Below are 18,659 nucleotides of genomic sequence, written 5' to 3'. Positions count from 1 at the left end.
TTTTGGACAAGTATAAGCTTAAAGTTGACTTTAATGTCAACAGTTTACATACATATAAAGTGACTACCCGATGAAAATTAGTTTGTTAGCAAAAATAAGTGGTGTACCAGCCTCTACTATACGGTTTTATGAAGCCGAAGGATTACTCCCTAAAATACAAAGAAATATAAAGGGTATCGACATTATTCGCAAGATAGTGTGCAGCGTTTAGCAACGATTGAATGTGCAAAGCGGCTAGGTTTCAGATTGGCAGATATCTTAAATGTTTTAGCAGATAGTGGCGTAACCGAAGGACTTGATCACAACAAAATAGTCGAGCAACTTGATATACGCTTGCTTGAGGCAGAGAGTTTAATTAAGAAATTATTAGCACAACGAGACGAAATAGTATTATTTAAACAACGCTTACAAGAGAGCTGGCAACAAGGTAACCTTGCATTAATTCAATACCAAAATCACGTAAACAGCGGTATTCTTCTTTAGTCTCTATTCCCTCAGCGAGCGGAGTAATGTTTAGGTCATTAAAAATATTTAAACAATTTTTTACTATTGACTGACGCACCTTATCTTCATTAATGTTACGGATTAATCCCATATCAATTTTTACGATGTTAGTTTGAAAATCAGCTAATAAACCCAAACCAGCATACCCTGCGCCAAAGTCATCTATTGCAGTTTTAAAGCCTATTTTCTTATAAGACTCAACAATATTCTTAATAAAAGCGGTGTCATCAATTTGTTCAACTTCGGTAAATTCAAACATTATTTTTTCAGTCGGAAAGCCATACTTTTTGGCTGCCTCTAATGTTGTGCGAATGCAACGCTCAGGTTTATATAGCGTTGGGGAGGAAATTAATACTGAGCATAGATTGAAGTTTTAACTTAGAGGCAAGAGCTATCGCTTTAACTCGGCAAAGCTGATCAAATAAATAACGGTTATCGTCGTTTACCTGCGATATTATTGAATAAGCGGATTCGTTATTTAATCCACGTACTAATGCCTCATAGCCATAAATTTTCTGGCTAGTACAGTTAATGATTGGCTGAAAAGCCATGGTAAAATCAAAATCAAGGCTACCTTTATCTGCGCAATTAGCACATGAAAATCTGTCATAGATTATAGGTTGTTCTTTCATTTTATTACTCTCATTAGATAACACCTAATTTCTAGCTAATAATTTATAATTATATGTAAAAAAATCAACTTTCATCCGATATTGTAGCTGTATATCAGTAATTAACACTCTATTATTTATATTAATGACCTTAAATATGATCACCTGAACAACAGATAGGCTGTTTGTTGAGTAATGATATTGATTCTCTATTTAGATATTGTTTAATGAAGAATGAAATATTGTTTTGTCGTACCGGTAATTAGTATGGTTGACACCAATAACGCGCCAACCTCAGTAACACCAATCACTAAAAGTAAAAACCGTAAAATTAACTTTAGCTATTTGGTAATATAAGATTCTATATTTTTTCTAGCTATTACTTATCTTATTAAAAGCACTAATCGCAATTAACCTCAGCTAATTCACCTTGTATATAAGTGGCTTTAACCGCACGGTCATCCCCTAATATAGTGAAAGAAAAAAGTTTCTCTGCCAATGATTGACACTGCTCTAGCCGTAATTTCATTAATGGTGTTGCATGATAATCTAAGACTATAAAGTCAGCCTCACAACCCACTTGAAAATTACCTACTGTACCTTCTAAGTCTAGCGCCCTTGCGCCACCTAAAGTTGCCAAATAGAAAGATTGTAATGAATCTAATTTTTTGCCTCTTAACTGCTGCGTTTTATAGGCATCTTTTAAGGTTTCTAATAGTGAGAAACTGGTTCCTGCGCCTATATCTGTACCTAGACCGACTTTAATATTGTGTTGCTGGGCAACATCAAGTTTAAACAGACCACTCCCTAAAAATAGATTTGAACTTGGACAAAATGACAAGGCTGAATTAGATTGAGATAAGTCACTATATTCAGCATCACATAAATGTATGCCATGAGCAAAAACACTACGACTCCCAAGTAATTGATGCTTTTTATAAACATCTAAATAGTTTTCGCAATCAGGATTAAGCGATTTAACCCATTCAATTTCCTTTAAATTTTCAGACAAATGGGTTTGCATATAAACACCTGGGTGCTCTTTTAATAGTTTCCCCGCCAAGCTTAACTGCTCATCACTACTGGTCGGCGCAAACCTTGGGGTAATAGCATATTGCAAACGCCCTTTGCCATGCCAATCCTTGATAAGTTGCTTAGACTGCTGATAACTACTTTGCGCGGTATCGAGTAAATAGTCAGGAGCATTCCTATCCATCATCACTTTGCCAGCAATCATGCGGAGATTTTTAGCTAAAGCCACTTCAAAAAAGACATTAACCGACTCAGCATGGACAGTGCCAAAAACTAATGCGGTTGTTGTGCCGTTAGCAAGCAATTGATTGAGGAAAAACTCACTGATTTTAGTGGCGTAGGCTTTATCAGCAAACTTTTTTTCGGTCGGAAAAGTATAATCTTCTAACCATTGTAATAATTGTTCACCATAACTCCCTATCATCTCAGTTTGAGGATAATGGATATGAGTATCAATAAAGCCAGGGACAATCAGGCCATTTTCAATATGTTGGATCTCTAGGGAATGTTCTAAATCAGCCAACATAGCTTTAGCTGTACCCAACTGTTTAATCTTGCCATTTTCTATCAGCAAAATACCATCTTCAAAATACTGGTAGCTGCTTTGCTCTGCTTGCTCTTTATCTTGGCAAGGCGTCGAAGCTGGGTCTTCGACAAAATGTAAAATCTCACCGCGAAATGCTTTTACTGACATCGACTTAATCGCTCCGGTTATCTAAATTAAAATGTATGGTAATTTTATTTTCTAAAGCGATTTCATCGCAGTTTTTGCCGACACCTTTTCGGTCAACAACTAAGAAATCAGCGGTTTCACTTAAAGCTAAACTATAATGATGCCAAGTACCTTTGTGGTAATTAACACCTTGGTTGCCTGTAGCAAGAAATACGGCTAATTTAGTCACATCAAATTCGCCCGCAGGTCCAACAACTACCAAATAAGCGTTAGCAGACAAAGGATAAAAAGCCTGGCTTGATAAAGGATGACGTTCCATACAGTCAATGGTTATTTGACCTATACCGGCGTTGATCTGACAGCATTCTTTAGGCGACGAGCGAAAAACACTGATAATACCTTGCCCTGCTTCCTCACTAACATCTAGCGTCGCTAATGCATGATATCTTTGTGTAAGCCCATAATTTATTGTTATTTTTTCTACTTGTTCATTGACTTCAATCACATCACCAAAAGCTTGAAAGGCTTTTTGGCTTAGTGGTTTAGCATGTAAAATCATCTTAGCTGCCACGATAAGTTGAGTAACCAAAAGCGGTCAGTAATAATGGAATATGGTAGTGTTCACCATCTCCACTGATATCAAACACAATATCAACATAAGGATAAAATGCTTGCTCATTCAGCGCGTTAAAATAATCACTGACCGCAAAATGAACGCGATAACTCCCCGCAGGTAATATTCGCTCTTTCTCAAGTAAGGCCGGTACTCGCCCATCACTGTTTGTTTGGCCTTGTGCCAAAAGTGACCACTGTGCTTGGATATTACTGTCACCATCATTTGAACCCTTAAGTTCAAAGAGGGAAATAGTGATACCAGCGGCAGGTTTACCGCGACTGGTGTCTAATATATGTGAAGTTATTTGACTCATAAACTTAGGTCTCTTTTACGTTTGAAGCAGCAGTGGCAATCATTTTTACGATTCGTAACTGTAATATTTTTCGTTGCTCTTCTGCTGCATTAATGATTTCTTCCGCGCGATTATTCGCGTAACGTTTTACCAATATATCTAACATCTGCGTGGCTGTTTTACCTGTGGCACAAACAATAAAAATGAAACCAAATTTTTCTTGATAGTCATCATTTAATTGCTTTAACTCACTTAATGCTTGTTCTGTCGCTGTATTAACACCCGATTGTTCTCCGGCGGCAATTTTCTCTGTCGAGCGGTATTTTTCTCTTAGGCTAGACACATCGCCAATTTTAGGATGCCCTTCAAAAGCCTGCAAATAATCGGCTTCTGTTAGGTTTTTCCAGCTGATATCAGCATGGGCAGATAACGCCGCTAAATTGTTATATGGCATAGCAGCCACCATGCGGCTCACCCAAGTATTGGCTGTACAGCACTGCATAAAGGCCAAGTGGGCCGTCTGAGGTTGCAAAGCATTTAACACGATAATCGACATAACTTTTCCTTATTCAAGGTAACCAATAATGCACCTTGTCTTAAGGACATTATTAGGGTAAATATATAATTTGATCTCATTATTATGCGGTTTTTAACCTGTCGCTGTTAATAATAAGTGTTGCAGCTTTCCTACCTTCGGCGCTAATAACGCCTGTTGAACCTAAGGTAAAGTTATTCATTAATCTTATCTGTAATCGGTTTGCTATCAGTTACTTTATTTTTGCTTCGACCGGTAATATGGAGATTAGTCGCGCTATTAAGTAACGGCGTTAACGCTTTAAAACTAATACCTTGCGCGGTAGTTGACTGATGACCCGCATTGTCGTCTTTTTGATATAAACCAATAATTTCAGCCGCAATTGATACCGCAACTTCCATAGGACGTTTACCCGGCACGGCGCTTAAACCAATAGGACAAGTGAGCTGTTCAATGGCTTGCTTACTAAATTCTCGATGTTTTAAGCGATGCTGAAAGCGTTTCCATTTTGTCTCAGAACCAATTAAACCGGCATACGCAAAATCACCACGCTTTAACAGCGCCTGGCATAATTCAAAATCTAATTGATGATTATGGGTCATAATGATAAAAAAACTGCCTACAGGCATGCTAGCTATTTCATCTACCGGGTTGTCACTGACAATACACTCAATATTAGCTGGCGCATTTGCCAACATCTCAACAGGAAACTGTTCTCGGCGATTATCAACCCATTTTAGCTGGCAAGGTAATTCAGCAAGGATGGTCGTTAACGCTTTACCAACATGGCCGGCGCCAAAAAGCATTATTTGAGTTTTACAAGCTGCAAAGCTTTCAAATAATACGCTACAATCTCCGCCGCAACATTGCCCTAAGGAAGCACCTAAAGAAAAGTGCTCGATATGTTGATTTTTATCTTCGTCTGCTAATAATTGTTGCGCTATCGCGATAGACTTAAACTCTAAGTGACCACCACCAATAGTGTCATAAGTGCTATTGGTACTCACCACCATCTTAGTACCAGAATTTCTAGGCGCTGAGCCATACACACCAATAATTGTTAGCAAGACAAAGGCCTCTCCTTTGAACTTTAATGAACTAACCGCTTCAGACCAACTTTGTCGGTTATTCATCGGCTGCTATCCCTTGCTGGGCGGTTATTAATTGTACAGCCTTTAAAACTCGCTCTGGTGTAGCAGGAGTATCAAGCGACGGAATAACACCTTTGGCTCTATTTTTTGCAGCAACAGAGTTAGCAATAGCGGCGCGCAGCGCTGACCAGACAGAAATAGCCAACATAAACGGTGGTTCGCCTACCGCTTTAGAATGGTAAATGGTCGCTTCACGATTAGGTGAATCTTTTAACAACTCAACGTTAAAGACTTTTGGTGCATCGCTAATAGCAGGAATTTTATAGGTGGCTGGCCCAGTCGTTAACAAACGTCCCTTATCATTCCAATGTAATTCTTCAGTGGTTAACCAACCGACGCCTTGAATATAGCCACCTTCAATTTGGCCTATATCTATCGCAGGGTTTAAAGAGTCACCAACATCATGAAGGATATCGGTTTGTAATAACTTGTATTCACCGGTCAGCGTATCGATTAATACTTCAGATACTGAAGCACCCATTGCAAAATAGAAAAACGGTCGACCTTGGGCATTTTCTCTATCGTAATAAATTTTTGGCGTTCGATAAAAGCCGGTCGACGATAAAGATACCCGAGCAAAATACGCTTTTTGGACTAACTCGACAAAACTGAGTTTATGTTCACCAGCATCGATTAAATCGTCACTAAAAGTTATCTTGTCACTCTCAACAGCAAAGTGCTCGACAGCAAAATCAATTAACCTTTGTTTAATTGTTTGTGCAGCGTTTTGAGCGGCTTTACCATTGAGATCGGTACCTGAAGAAGCCGCTGTTGGTGAAGCATTAGGGACTTTGTCGGTCCGCGTTGCTGATACTTTTACCTTATCAACGGTGATACCAAAAACTTGTGCAACGATTTGGGCAATTTTAGTATGCAAGCCTTGGCCCATTTCAGTGCCGCCATGTGTAACATCAACACTACCGTCGGTATAAATGTTAATCAGCGCCCCCGCTTGATTAAGATGCTGTGCGGTAAACGAAATACCAAATTTAACCGGTGTTAGTGAAATACCTTTTTTAAGAAATTTACTGCCAGCATTAAATTCATCAATTTCTTGGCAACGTTCGGCATAACGAGAACTATGCTCAAGTTTGGTTATCATCTCGGCTAAATTATTGTGCTCTACTTGCTGATGGTACGGGGTAATATTGCGCGTATCTGTACCGTAAAGGTTAGCTTTTCGCACAGCAAGTGGGTCTAATCCTAGAGAGTAAGCAATATCATCCATGACACACTCAATAATCATCATACCTTGCGGACCACCAAAACCTCGAAAAGCGGTATTGGAGGCGATATTCGTCTTACAACGATTACCGATAATACTGACATGGTCCAAGTAATAACCATTATCAGCATGAAACATGGCTCTGTCGACGATGGCATCTGATAAATCAGGTGAGTAACCACAATTACCATTGACCGTTATATCTATGCCTTCAATAACACCTTGATCATTAAACCCCACTTGATAATGATTTTCAAAAGGATGACGTTTACCAGTCATCATCATATCGTCGCTACGATTTAAACGCAGTTTTACCGCTTTTTGGGTTTTATCGGCAAGTACCGCCGCTAAACAAGACCAACCAGCCGCTTGTGTTTCTTTGCCGCCAAAACCACCACCCATACGTTTCATATCGACAACGACGCGGTTAAAAGGAATACCTAACACTTCTGCCACAAGTTTTTGAACTTCAGCAGGATGTTGGCTAGATGAATAAACGGTCATTCCGCCATCTTCGGTGGGAATAACACTGGCTATTTGACCTTCCAAATAAAAATGTTCTTGGCCACCAATAGCAATTTCACCGCTCAGCTGATGCTTAGCTTGCTCAATAGCAGTGGCACTATCACCCCGTTTCATACTGTGCGGTGGACGAACAAAGCTCTTAGCTTCTAACGCTTGCTTAATAGTCAGTACTGGCGTTTTTTCTTTATAGTCAACTTTTGCCAACGCTACCGCTTGTTTTGCTAACTCATGGCTCGTCGCAGCGACCGCAAAGATAGCTTGACCATAAAATTCAACGATATCTTTGGTGAGTATTGGATCGCCCGGAAAAACAGGACCAATATCAGTATGGCCAACAATATCATCTAAGGTAATAACAGCAACCACACCCTTGGCGGCGCGTACTGCCGATAAGTCTATCGCGGTAATATTACCACTGGCAATCGTTGCCATACCCACAGCAGCATGCAATTGCCCTAACGACTCTAATTTGTCATCGGTATAAACGGCTTTGCCGGTAACATGCATTTCAGCACTTTCATGCTTGGTCGATTGCCCAACCGCACCAGAACTTTTTTTACCTTCGAGACTTTTTTCAATTTCACTTAATTTACGCATGAGTCACTCCTTTCACTTCGAAGGTATCGACTTCAAAGGTTTCGATTCGGGTTGCTGCATGCCTTTGCTCTATTTCATAAAAACATTTTTTCACTAAATTTTTGGCCACTTGTAAGCGATATTCACTGCTCGCGCGCACATCTGACATCGGAGAGAAGTCTTTTGCTAATGCTGTCATCGCTAAAGCAATATTTTGTTCGCTAGGCTCTTTGCCCATTAAAGCTTGTTCACAGGAAAAAGCGCGTTTTGGTATGCCTGCCATACCGCCGAAAGCAATGGTAATGTTAGCCACTTTTTTATTGGCAAATTTAATATAGAAACAGGCAAGCACCGTCGATATGTCATCATCTAATCGTTTTGATATTTTAAAGACTTTGAGATGTTTATTACTGTTAGCTTTTGGAATTTCAATACGTTCGATGAACTCACCACTTTCGAGTTGTGTCACTTTGTAATCAACAAAATAATCTTCAACAGATATTTGACGAGTACGCTCGCCTTTGCGAAGTACTAGCTTAGCACCTAAGGCGATTAACACGGGCGGCGTGTCTCCAATCGGAGAAGCATTACCGACATTTCCCCCTAACGTGCCCGAATTTCTCACCTGAGTTGAACCAAGGCGATAAAGCATTTGACCAAATTCTGGATAATGCTGGCTTAATAACTGATGGCTTTGCTCATAGCTCACCATAGCGCCAATAGACAAAGTTTCTGCTGATTCATTAATTTGTGCAAGCTCGCGCACATTACTCATCGAAATCATGGTTTGTATTTGCGCCATACCTTGGGTAACGCTTAACGCTAAATCGGTACCACCGGCTAACAATTTAGCTTTCGGGTATTGTTCAACCAATTGTGCTAATTTATCTAAGGTATTAGGAAGATAAAGGCTCTTGCCATTATTGTGCAATTCAACAGTTTCTTCTTGCTGAACTATGAGTTTTAATTGCTTAATAGTCGCCGCTTGCTCGTGCTCAAACTGATCAACGTCATTGTTATCACAAGCTTGTTTTGCCGCTTCAGTGATAGAGCGATAGCCAGTACAGCGGCACAAGTTACCCGCTAAGCCATGCTCGATGTCTTTGTCTAAATCAATAGCAGGAGAATTATCTGTCGCATCAGTCAACTTGGCTTGCGCTAAATTTTTCTTTAATGAAAAAAGTGACATAACAAAACCAGGAGTACAAAAGCCACATTGTGAGCCATGGCAATCGACCATAGCTTGTTGAACACTATGTAATTTATTTCCTTGCTGTAAATCTTCTACTGTCACAAGCTGTTTGCCATGAAGTGCTGATAAAAATGTAATACAGGTATTAATCGATTGATAGCTAAGATGTTCTGTTGTTGTTTGACTTTTTGCTGATTGAACCACTTCAGCAAGCACTGCTGTACAGGCACCACAGTCTCCTGAAGCACAACCTTCTTTCGTCCCTTTTCGACTCAACTCTTCTCTTAAATAGTTGAGTACCGTCATATTAGGATCACAATTTTCGATAACTTTACGTTCGTTATTTAACAAAAATTGAATTTTATTGTCTGACATATGGTTAATTACCTATACAAATATGCGTGCTAAAACTAAAGAATACTTTCTAGAGTAACTTCAATCATTTCGCCAAATTTTAACTGACGATCTTCTGCTGACATTTTTTCGCCTGTTTTAATATGATCACTTACTGTTAGCAGGCATAGCGCTTTTTTACCTAATTCAGCAGCAACGCCATAAAGACCAGCCGCTTCCATTTCTACCGCAAGAATGCCATGTTTTTCTAACTTCGCGAATACTTCAAATTCTGGTACATAAAACAAATCAGCTGAAAAAACATTGCCGACTTTCGGCGTTTTGCCTAACCGCTTCGCGGTGCTAACCACTTTTTCTAGTAGCTCATAGTTAGCTATAGCCGCAAAATCATAATTATTCAATCGTTGGCGATTAACATTAGAGTCGGTGCTGGCACCCATAGCTATAACGATATCTTCTAGTTGTATATCGTCACGAATTGAACCACAGCTACCAACACGAATAATATTTTCGACGCCATAATCTCGGTAAAGCTCAGTTGCATAAATAGACATAGATGGGATCCCCATACCTGAGCCCATCAACGAAATACGTTTACCTTTGTATTCACCCGTATAGCCAAACATATTTCTAACTTCGGTGACCTGTTTAACATTAGTTAGGTAGTTGTCTGCGATGAATTTTGCACGTAAGGGATCACCCGGCATGATAACCGTTTCGGCAAAATCTCCGACATTAGCTGAGATATGTGGTGTTGGCATAATAAATTTTCCTAATAGTTCAGAGATGTTTTAATTATTTTATACTTACTTATTATCACATAATAGAAATAACCTGACACCAGTGTCAAGTAAAATCATAATTCTGCTGAAATTAAACCCTAAATTGACTATTAACTTTATTGTTGAAATAGCTTATATTTGCCACCCTGCTAATAAATCCTGTAAAGATGATTGATTAATATGCCAATAATAAAGAATCAACAACCAAACACGTCATCAACTGGGCGGGTCAGAAAAAAGAATCAATTGATCATTTTAAAAGCTGCCGAGCAAGATTTCTTAGAGCATGGTTTTAAAGGGGCATCAATAAAAGGCATTGCTGAACGCGCCGGTATCCCACGGGCAAATGTTCATTATTATTATAAAAATAAAGAAGCTATTTACTCTGATATATTATTAGAAATTCTTAGCTTATGGGATTCATCCATTATTACCTCGACTGAAGAACCTGCTAAAGTTTTAGGTGATTATATTCTTGCTAAGGTGATGTATTCAAAGACTAATCCTGAAGCATCACGGATATTTGCCGGTGAATTTATACACGGTGCTCCTCGCTTGCAGGAATACTTAAAAACCAGTTTTAAAACTTGGATAGATGAGGTTAAAGCGACTATTGAAGGCTGGATTAAGCAAGGTAAAATGGACCCCATTGACCCACTTTATTTACTCTTTACTATTTGGGGAGCCACGCAACATTATGCTGATTTTGCCCCACAAGTTACCGCAGCCATGGGTAAAGGTAAGTTAAGTAATGAAGACTTTGAACAAGTGGCTAAAACCCTTACGCAGATAATTCTTAAAGGTTGTGGTATCAGTAAATAAAAAAATTACACTGATAAAGATAAACCTAGACGTGCAATATTATGCACTAATGCCTTGAAAGACAGGATGTCTGAGAGAGGCCATCCTGAACATCGTTTCTCTTTCACATCCATGTGACCGTGACATACCGTTCATCCTGAACATAAAAAAGGCACTTCACCTTTGAAAATGAAATGCCTTAACGTTACTTTGTTAACTAAGTTTCCTAATGCTTTAAAAGCAATGAATAAGAGAATTTCCCTTAATTAGTTCCCCCAGATACTGTCAACATATTCAGGATGGTCAACAAAAGGATTACGATTACCTTGATGACCAAGTGCCGCTTCATTTCGATCTATTTCTTTTTGACTGACCGGGTCATTAGTATGCCAACGCAATAACATTTCTAATTGCCATAATTCAAAAACTTGATTACTACTACCATCTAAAATAGCATCACCATACACTGAATTATTCTGCCAGCTGCCAATCAAGTTTTCATAACGTGTGGCCATGTAAAATTGTGCACGGGCTAAATCACCTTTAAATTCATCAATGGGTTCAAACACAGTACCGCTATAACCTAAAGTCGTGGTTGCTGAGCCTAATTTACTGTTATTAGTTGAAGTAAAAGATGCTGTGGCAACTTCACCGTAAGGGAAACCACCGCGTTTCGAGTTAACAAAACCGTCGGTAGCATAGATATGATGAACATCAGAGTTCATTGGCTCTACTTTGCCGCCAAACCAGCTTTTTGGGAAAGTATGTTCTCGATTATAACAACCGCCTTCACCGCTATAATTACCACATTGATTGGTGACTTTGATAAAATTATAATTGTCACTCGTCAGCGGATTTTCAGAATAGATATCTAAAATAGAGCCATCATTTTCAAAATAAACATCCAAAGAATGGTTTTCATAGAAGGTCCACAGTGCTGAATAGCCTTGATTTGCATGATCTTTGATTAAATTATAAAGCTCTGTTTTTAACGGGTAACCTGATGTCGAGCTAATGCCGTCATAATAGGTACCAGAATAAGTGCCTGAGCCACTGCCTCCTCCACCTGGAATTCCGCCTGTGTTACCTAAAGTAAAGGTTTTGGTTTCACTGCTGTTGAAGTCACCACCGTTAATTAATGCAGTTCCACCAAGAGAAAATTCATAAGAGCCATTGCCGTATGTACAGCAAATACCATCACCATAAGTATCATTAATAGTAAAAGTATAATCATCATCCGCTAAACAATAACTTTCATTATAGCTGGTCGAACTTTCGTAATTATTACCACTAGCAACTTCTTGATTACTCGTGTTGGTTAATGTCCAACTGGTTTCGTAACCGTAATTATCTGTGGTTAAACTAAAAGTCACATTGTTGGTACTGCAACTGCCGGTCACACCGCCCGATGCTTGAGTAGGTTGAAAATAGTCAACATAGACAATTTCAGAACCATCAAAACCGGCAATGTCGTAAAAACGTAAGCCAACAGCAATATCTGATGTTGAGCTGGCGGTATAACTATGGGTAACTTGTTGCCATTGATTAACTAGACTTTCATTCGAGTAGCCCTGATAGCCATCGATATATAAACGCGCTTTGATACTTCCTTCTGTATGGTAAACCCAAACAGAAAATTCGTAAGTTTGTCCTGCGACAACACTAACCAGTTGTTGAATGTCGGTAGAACCTTGCGTACCGGTATTAACGGTAATTTCAGCTGAACTCAAACCTTCTTGAAAAATAGTGGTATTTTTATTCACGCTAATACCAGAATCAATCGTCGTCCAACCCGAGGGGGAGCCTGCTAACCATGTTTCAAAACTTCCATTATTAACATCTGCAACAGCATAATGGCTGGTAGCACAGAGTAATAAAGCAGCAATATTATTTTTATAGTTCATTTATATACCTTATGTTTTTATTAGATAATGGTAACACTCCCTATATTTTCCATAATGCTTGCAGCTCCGTAATAATACCCGAATAAAACTTGCACAAATGCCGTGCAAATTTGACACGACACCAAGATAAATAATCTTAACCAAGTAGTCAACAAATAACAAAAAGTAATAATGCAGATTGTATATTAATACCACAGCATAAATTCTTATCTAACGGCTGTGGCATTACTGTTAAACTATCATTGCAAAGCTTTAACCGTTTTAACAACCTCATCAACAGTAAAATTAAAGTACTCCATTAACACTTTGCCCGGTGCTGACTCTCCAAAACAACTAAGGCCAACAACGCCGCCACTTAAACCGACATACTTTCTCCAAAAATCGCTATGGGCGGCTTCAATAGCAACACGCTTAGTCACAGCAGCTGGCAATACTTCTTCTTTATAATCGCTACTTTGCGCATCAAATATAGTGGTTGATGGCATAGAAACAACTTGTACTTTTTGTCCTTGCGCGGTCAGTACTTTGCCAGCATCTAAAGCAAGTTCTACTTCAGAGCCCGTCGCAATTAAGATAACCTCAGGTGTCCCTTGACAAGTGGCTAGTACGTAAGCACCTTTTTCAATATTTGCTAACTGTGATTCATTGCGAGGTATGGCTGATAAATTTTGACGTGAAAAAATTAATGCACTCGGTGCTTTTTGATTTTTAACCGCCATTTTCCAAGCAACAGCAGATTCAGTGGCATCACAAGGACGCCAAGTTGTTAGGTTAGGTGTGGTACGTAAATTGGTTAGCTGTTCTATCGGTTGATGCGTTGGGCCATCTTCTCCTTGTCCAATGGAATCATGGGTGTAAACAAAAATATTTTGAATACCCATTAGCGCTGACATACGAACTGCATTTCGAGCGTACTCCATAAACATCATAAAAGTAGCACCGTAATTAATAAACCCGCCATGTAAAGAAAGACCATTCATTATGCCGCTCATACCAAATTCACGAACACCATAATAAATATAATTACCTGCGACATCACTTTCTATACCTTTAGCGTCTGGCCATAATGTTAAATTAGACCCCGCGAGATCAGCGGAACCACCCAATATTTCGGGTAACATGGCCGCAAACTCCGTAATGGTATTTTGTGAAGCTTTACGAGTTGCAATATTTTCGGCTTTGCTTTGACATAACTGAATATAATCATTCGCTTTTTGTTCAAATGCTACCGGCAAGGCTTTATCAATCACTCGGCGTTGAAATTCGTTCGCAAGTGTCGGGTGTTCTGCTTTGTAAGCTGTAAATTTTGCTGACCAAGTATCGCTATTGTGCTGACCTTTTATTTTATGATCCCAGTCAGCATAAATATCGTCAGAGATAGCAAAAGGTGTTTCATCAGACCAGTTTAAAAATTTACGAGTAGCGGCAACTTCATCATCTCCTAAAGGTGCACCATGGCAATCGTGAGAGCCAGACTTATTAGGAGAGCCAAAACGAATAACGGTTTTACAACAAATCATGGTTGGCCTGTCAGTGACTGCTTTTGCTTGCTCAATTGCACTTGCTATGGCCGTTGCATCATGGCCATCAACAGAAATAACATGCCAGCCATAAGCAGAAAAACGCTCAGGTGTATTGTCGGTGAACCATCCTTTAACTTCGCCATCGATAGAGATACCGTTGTCGTCCCAAAAGGTAATTAACTTGCCTAATTTAAGGGTACCCGCTAACGAACACACTTCATGCGAAATTCCTTCCATTAAACAGCCATCACCTAAAAAGCAATAAGTAAAATGATCAACAATTTGATGCCCTCTTCGGTTAAATTGACCGGCAAGCGTTTTCTCTGCTATTGCCATGCCAACTGCATTAGAAATGCCCGCACCTAATGGTCCTGTTGTTGTTTCGACACCTGGAGTGTAGCCATACTCTGGATGACCCGGAGTTTTGGAATGCAACTGTCTGAAGTTTTTTAGATCATCTATCGATAAGTCGTACCCTGACAGATGTAATAGTGAATAAATCAACATAGAGCCATGACCATTAGAAAGTACAAAACGGTCACGGTCACACCAATGCGGATTATTGGGATCATGCTTAAGAAAGTCCCGCCACAACACCTCGCCTATATCAGCCATGCCCATTGGTGCACCTGGGTGACCCGACTTTGCTTTTTGAATGGCATCCATTGTTAATATTCTAATGGCATTAGCTAATTTTTTACGTGGCAACATGATTACTCCTACTTTTGGTTTCATTGTTTATGATACTATTATTTAAAATAGTATTTTCTTGTCCAATTGGTCAAGAAAAACTTGACACATATGACAAGATAGTATTATTTTAGTGATGACTCTATAGAAGAAAAATGCTGCTCGATATTGAAAAATATTGCTAAATAAAGCTTAAGAGTAAAAATAATTATTTGAAACGTTGATTATTTTATAGAGATTATTTGAACTAACGGATCACTGATATTTCAATGAAAATGTTACAGAATAACGTTGGTTCTTTTTAAAAACTTAGGGAACAAATATAAAATGAACAAACTAAGACTGTCAAAAATAGCCAGTGCAATTGTAATCGCTGTTGGTTTATCGACTTCTGCAATGGCTGCAGATACCTCGTCTTCAATGCGAGGTAAAATCCTAAGCCCTACGGGCGAAGCCGCTAGTAATGTTAAAATCACCGTTATTCATGAGCCTTCAAAAACCAGCCGTGAGTTTATGACAAATGCCACAGGTACCTTTACCGCTAAAGGTTTACGTGTTGGTGGTCCTTATACTGTTATTATTGATTCTGACACTTACAGTGATACCACTTTAGATAATATTTTTCTTAATCTTGGTGATACCCATCGTATTAGCCAACAGCTACAAGCAGATAATATTGAACGTATTCAGGTAACAGGCTCAAGTTTTCTTCAAAAATCAGGTGGTTCAAGCAGTATTTTTGGGGCAGAGCTTATTCAGAATACGCCAAGTTTTAACCGCGATATTAAAGACATTGCCCGTTTAAACCCATTAGCAAGTATTAACGGTAACGGCGAGTTAATTATTGCTGGTGGTAACCCACGTTCAAACAGTTTAACCGTTGATGGTATTGGCCAGAATGATGACTTTGGACTTAACTATGGTGGCTACCCAACAGAGCAACCACCAATATCGTTAGATGCTATTGCGCAAATATCAGTCGATGTGTCACCATTTTCAGCACAAAAAGGTAACTTTGGTGGTGGTACCATTAATGCAGTTACTAAATCGGGATCTAATGAATTTAAATTTTCAGGCTTTGCAGAAACTTCAACACCGGACATGGCTGGTGATGTTCAAACAATAGATATAGCAACTGAAGTTTATTATACTGATTCAGACGTCGATAAAAAGAACCCCAGAGTACGCAATATATTAGATGATGATGACCATCAAACATTTGTTACGAAAACGGTTGCCCCTATCAAAACACAATCACGTTTTGGTTTTAACGTTGGCGGCCCTATTATAGAAGATAAACTATTTTTCTTTGTTAACTATAGTAATTGGTCGAGTGAGTTGGCCATGGATTATGGCTTCCAAGGGAGCGGCGCTACCCATGAATACGATATTTCTCAAGAGCAATTTGATGACTTCAATATAATTTTAGGTGATGTTTATGGTCGCACTGATTCTTTAGGTGGCGATCAAGAAGACACCAATGAAACGTTATTAGCTAAATTAAGCTGGAACATCAATGATGATCACCGACTTGATTTCACCTACCAATGGCAAGATGATCAAGATGAGCGTAATGCCGGTACCGGTGGTACAACCGTTAGCATGGCATCAAACCGCTATACTTATGCAACTACATTTAATAACTTCGCCACTAAAATTTATTCAGATTGGACTAATGACTTCAGTACTGAAATGGGCATAAGCTACAAAGATGTTGCAACAGATAGCAATACTAATAGTGATATTGGTGAAATAACCGCTATTACAGAATATCGTGGTCCACAGTTTGTTTTTGGACAAGACCAGTTCCGTCATGCCAATGAATCAGCCACTCAAAACCTGACATTGTCGTTAGATGCGACTTACTTGATGGATGACCATGAAATTAATTTTGGTCTCCAATATGAAGATTTAAACTTATACAACTTATTTGGGGCTAATTCACTAGGGTCTTGGGAGTTTGCAAGCTTTAAAGATTTTGCCGCACGTGATTTAGCTAGATATGGCGAATTTACTTATCAAAATTCCTATACCGGCGATACTCAAGACCTTGCTTACGATGTTTCACGTAGCCAACTATCCTTTTATATTGAAGACAACTTCGACCTAACAGACGATATCAATGTTACTGCAGGTGTTCGTTATGAACGATTATCATCAAGCGACAAACCAACACTTAATAGCAAATTTCAAGAAACTTACGGTTACACTAACCAGGAAAATCTTGACGGTTTAGATATTATCTTACCACGGGTTAATATTGAATGGAGATTCTCTGAAAAACTAACACTTTCTGCGGGTATTGGTCGTTTTCAAGGTGGTATCCCAAATGTTTGGTATAACAACCCATTTCAAAATGACGGTATTACGCTGGTTGCTGCATCAAGTAAAGCGGTTGAAGATTATTATAAAGATAGACTTGTTGAGATTGACTTCAATGTTCCTAGCGAAATAATCAGCTCACTTGAAAAAGGCGCTGGTAGTACAAACTATACTGACCCGAATTTCAAACTCCCTTCAAGTTGGCGTAGCCGCATTGCCGCAGATTACACTTTTGACATTGATGGCTTAGGCGAAAACTTTAACTGGTCAACAGAGTTGATGTACCATGTTAAAGAAAATGAAGCTGTTTGGAAAAATACCGCATTACTTTATCCTATTACCGCTGCTGATGGTGAGCGTCTAATCTATGAAAGCCGTTACACCGGTGATGTAAAGGATAACTTTGATATTCAAATGACTAACGCGCAAGGCAATGGTCGCTCTATTATCTTCTCAACAGCGCTAGCAAAGCGTTGGGACAACGGCTTAAGTATGACCATGTCTTACGCTCATCAAGATATCGAAGAAAATCACGCAGGCTCATCATCACGCGCACAAAGTAACTACAAAAATAATGTTGTTAAAAGCCGTAATATTGATTTCGTTGCTCGTGGTAATTATGAAGTTGAGCATAACCTAAAAATTAACTTAGGCTATGAAACTGAGTTTTTTGCTGGTTATAAAACTAATATCAATTTATTCTTTGAACGTCGTTCAGGCCGCCCATTTAGCTGGGTAACCGGTAACTATCAAGATGAAGACTTAGGTGATACTCGCGACTTTTATTCAAACTCGGCTTACTTAGCGTACATTCCAACAGGTGCTGAAGATCCAAATGTAAATTGGACCGATTCGGGAATGAAATGGAACGAGTTAGAAGCACTCTTAGACCGAGCAGGTATTAGTGAACGAGGTGAAATTCTTGACCGTAATACTGGCACACAACCTTGGGTAACAACGATGGATCTCAGCATTAAGCAACAGATCCCAGGTTTTGCAGAAGGTCATAAAGGTGAAGTATTCTTGATGGTCAACAATTTTGCTAACATGTTAAATGATGACTGGGGTGTTGAAAAGCGAATGGGCTATCCACAACAAGCTATTTATGATTTTGCTGGTTTAGATGGTGATGGTAAATATAAAATAGATAAAGTTTATAATGGCTCTGATACTCGCAGTTACGATCAAACGGTATTAGGCTCATCTGGTTGGCAGATGAAGGTAGGCATTAACTACAAATTCTAATACCAATCGGTAAAACTGCTTAATAACAGTTTTGTATAAAAATCGAACGGCTTTGATTTAATTCAAAGCCGTTTTTTTATTTTACGGCTAACTTTTAACTGATAAG

13 protein-coding genes and 2 pseudogenes are annotated in these 18,659 nt (G+C 39.0%); 4 read left to right on the top strand and 11 right to left on the bottom strand.

The window, feature by feature from the left end:
* Positions 1-70 precede the first annotated feature (70 nt).
* Both H4J66_RS20220 and H4J66_RS20750 read left to right on the top strand, forming a co-directional pair.
* Complete coding sequence (locus tag H4J66_RS20220; RefSeq protein ID WP_182172306.1) at positions 71-211, top strand: MerR family DNA-binding transcriptional regulator; 141 nt, start codon at positions 71-73, stop codon at positions 209-211.
* Positions 181-483 (top strand): annotated as a pseudogene (locus tag H4J66_RS20750) (hypothetical protein); the annotation flags it as partial. The gene H4J66_RS20220 and the pseudogene H4J66_RS20750, both read left to right, overlap by 31 nt.
* Here H4J66_RS20750 and H4J66_RS06870 read toward each other — a convergent pair.
* The 9 genes and pseudogenes from H4J66_RS06870 to deoD form a co-directional block, all read right to left on the bottom strand.
* Positions 395-1,136, bottom strand: a pseudogene (locus H4J66_RS06870) (EAL domain-containing protein). The pseudogenes H4J66_RS20750 and H4J66_RS06870 sit on opposite strands and share 89 nt — an antisense overlap.
* 379 nt (positions 1,137-1,515) lie before the next feature.
* Positions 1,516-2,841, bottom strand: coding sequence for a guanine deaminase (gene guaD / locus H4J66_RS06865; protein WP_182172300.1), 1,326 nt, complete (start codon positions 2,839-2,841; stop codon positions 1,516-1,518).
* A 4-nt stretch (positions 2,842-2,845) separates the two neighbouring features.
* Positions 2,846-3,379, bottom strand: a complete 534-nt coding sequence (locus H4J66_RS06860) for an ureidoglycolate lyase (RefSeq protein WP_182172297.1) — start codon at positions 3,377-3,379, stop codon at positions 2,846-2,848.
* A gap of 1 nt (position 3,380) precedes the next feature.
* On the bottom strand, positions 3,381-3,749 hold the full coding sequence (uraH, locus tag H4J66_RS06855) for a hydroxyisourate hydrolase (protein WP_182172294.1): 369 nt from the start codon (positions 3,747-3,749) through the stop codon (positions 3,381-3,383).
* 4 nt (positions 3,750-3,753) lie between these two features.
* On the bottom strand, positions 3,754-4,284 hold the full coding sequence (gene uraD, locus H4J66_RS06850; RefSeq protein WP_182172291.1) for a 2-oxo-4-hydroxy-4-carboxy-5-ureidoimidazoline decarboxylase: 531 nt from the start codon (positions 4,282-4,284) through the stop codon (positions 3,754-3,756).
* Positions 4,285-4,457: 173 nt separating this feature from the next.
* Positions 4,458-5,396, bottom strand: coding sequence for a xanthine dehydrogenase accessory protein XdhC (gene xdhC, locus H4J66_RS06845; RefSeq protein ID WP_182172288.1), 939 nt, complete (start codon positions 5,394-5,396; stop codon positions 4,458-4,460).
* Entirely contained in the window at positions 5,389-7,761 is a 2,373-nt protein-coding gene (xdhB, locus tag H4J66_RS06840) for a xanthine dehydrogenase molybdopterin binding subunit (RefSeq protein WP_182172285.1), read from the bottom strand. Before xdhB ends, xdhC begins: the two co-directional genes overlap by 8 nt.
* Positions 7,754-9,307, bottom strand: coding sequence for a xanthine dehydrogenase small subunit (gene xdhA / locus H4J66_RS06835; protein ID WP_182172282.1), 1,554 nt, complete (start codon positions 9,305-9,307; stop codon positions 7,754-7,756). Before xdhA ends, xdhB begins: the two co-directional genes overlap by 8 nt.
* A 35-nt stretch (positions 9,308-9,342) precedes the next feature.
* Positions 9,343-10,047, bottom strand: coding sequence for a purine-nucleoside phosphorylase (gene deoD, locus H4J66_RS06830; RefSeq protein WP_182172279.1), 705 nt, complete (start codon positions 10,045-10,047; stop codon positions 9,343-9,345).
* Between the two features lie 267 nt (positions 10,048-10,314).
* Between deoD and H4J66_RS06825 the strand changes: the two genes are divergently transcribed.
* Positions 10,315-10,890 (top strand): TetR/AcrR family transcriptional regulator, encoded by a 576-nt coding sequence (locus H4J66_RS06825; protein WP_259368581.1) that lies wholly within the window; start codon positions 10,315-10,317, stop codon positions 10,888-10,890.
* Positions 10,891-11,135: 245 nt separating this feature from the next.
* On the opposite strand, the gene H4J66_RS06820 is transcribed toward H4J66_RS06825, so the two are convergent.
* The gene (locus tag H4J66_RS06820) at positions 11,136-12,773 is read right to left on the bottom strand and encodes an endonuclease (RefSeq protein ID WP_182172273.1); all 1,638 of its coding nucleotides are present in this window, start codon (positions 12,771-12,773) and stop codon (positions 11,136-11,138) included.
* A gap of 239 nt (positions 12,774-13,012) precedes the next feature.
* Complete coding sequence (tkt, locus tag H4J66_RS06815; RefSeq protein ID WP_182172270.1) at positions 13,013-15,007, bottom strand: transketolase; 1,995 nt, start codon at positions 15,005-15,007, stop codon at positions 13,013-13,015.
* 306 nt (positions 15,008-15,313) lie between these two features.
* On the opposite strand from tkt, the gene H4J66_RS06810 reads away from it, so the two are divergent.
* The gene (locus H4J66_RS06810; RefSeq protein ID WP_182172267.1) at positions 15,314-18,553 is read left to right on the top strand and encodes a TonB-dependent receptor; all 3,240 of its coding nucleotides are present in this window, start codon (positions 15,314-15,316) and stop codon (positions 18,551-18,553) included.
* Positions 18,554-18,659 lie beyond the last annotated feature (106 nt).

Origin of the sequence: Colwellia sp. MB3u-55, from assembly GCF_014076785.1 — a bacterium.
Classification (GTDB): domain Bacteria; phylum Pseudomonadota; class Gammaproteobacteria; order Enterobacterales; family Alteromonadaceae; genus Colwellia_A.
Note: the sequence above shows the minus strand (reverse complement) of the source record. Positions and strands in the feature narration are given on the sequence as shown.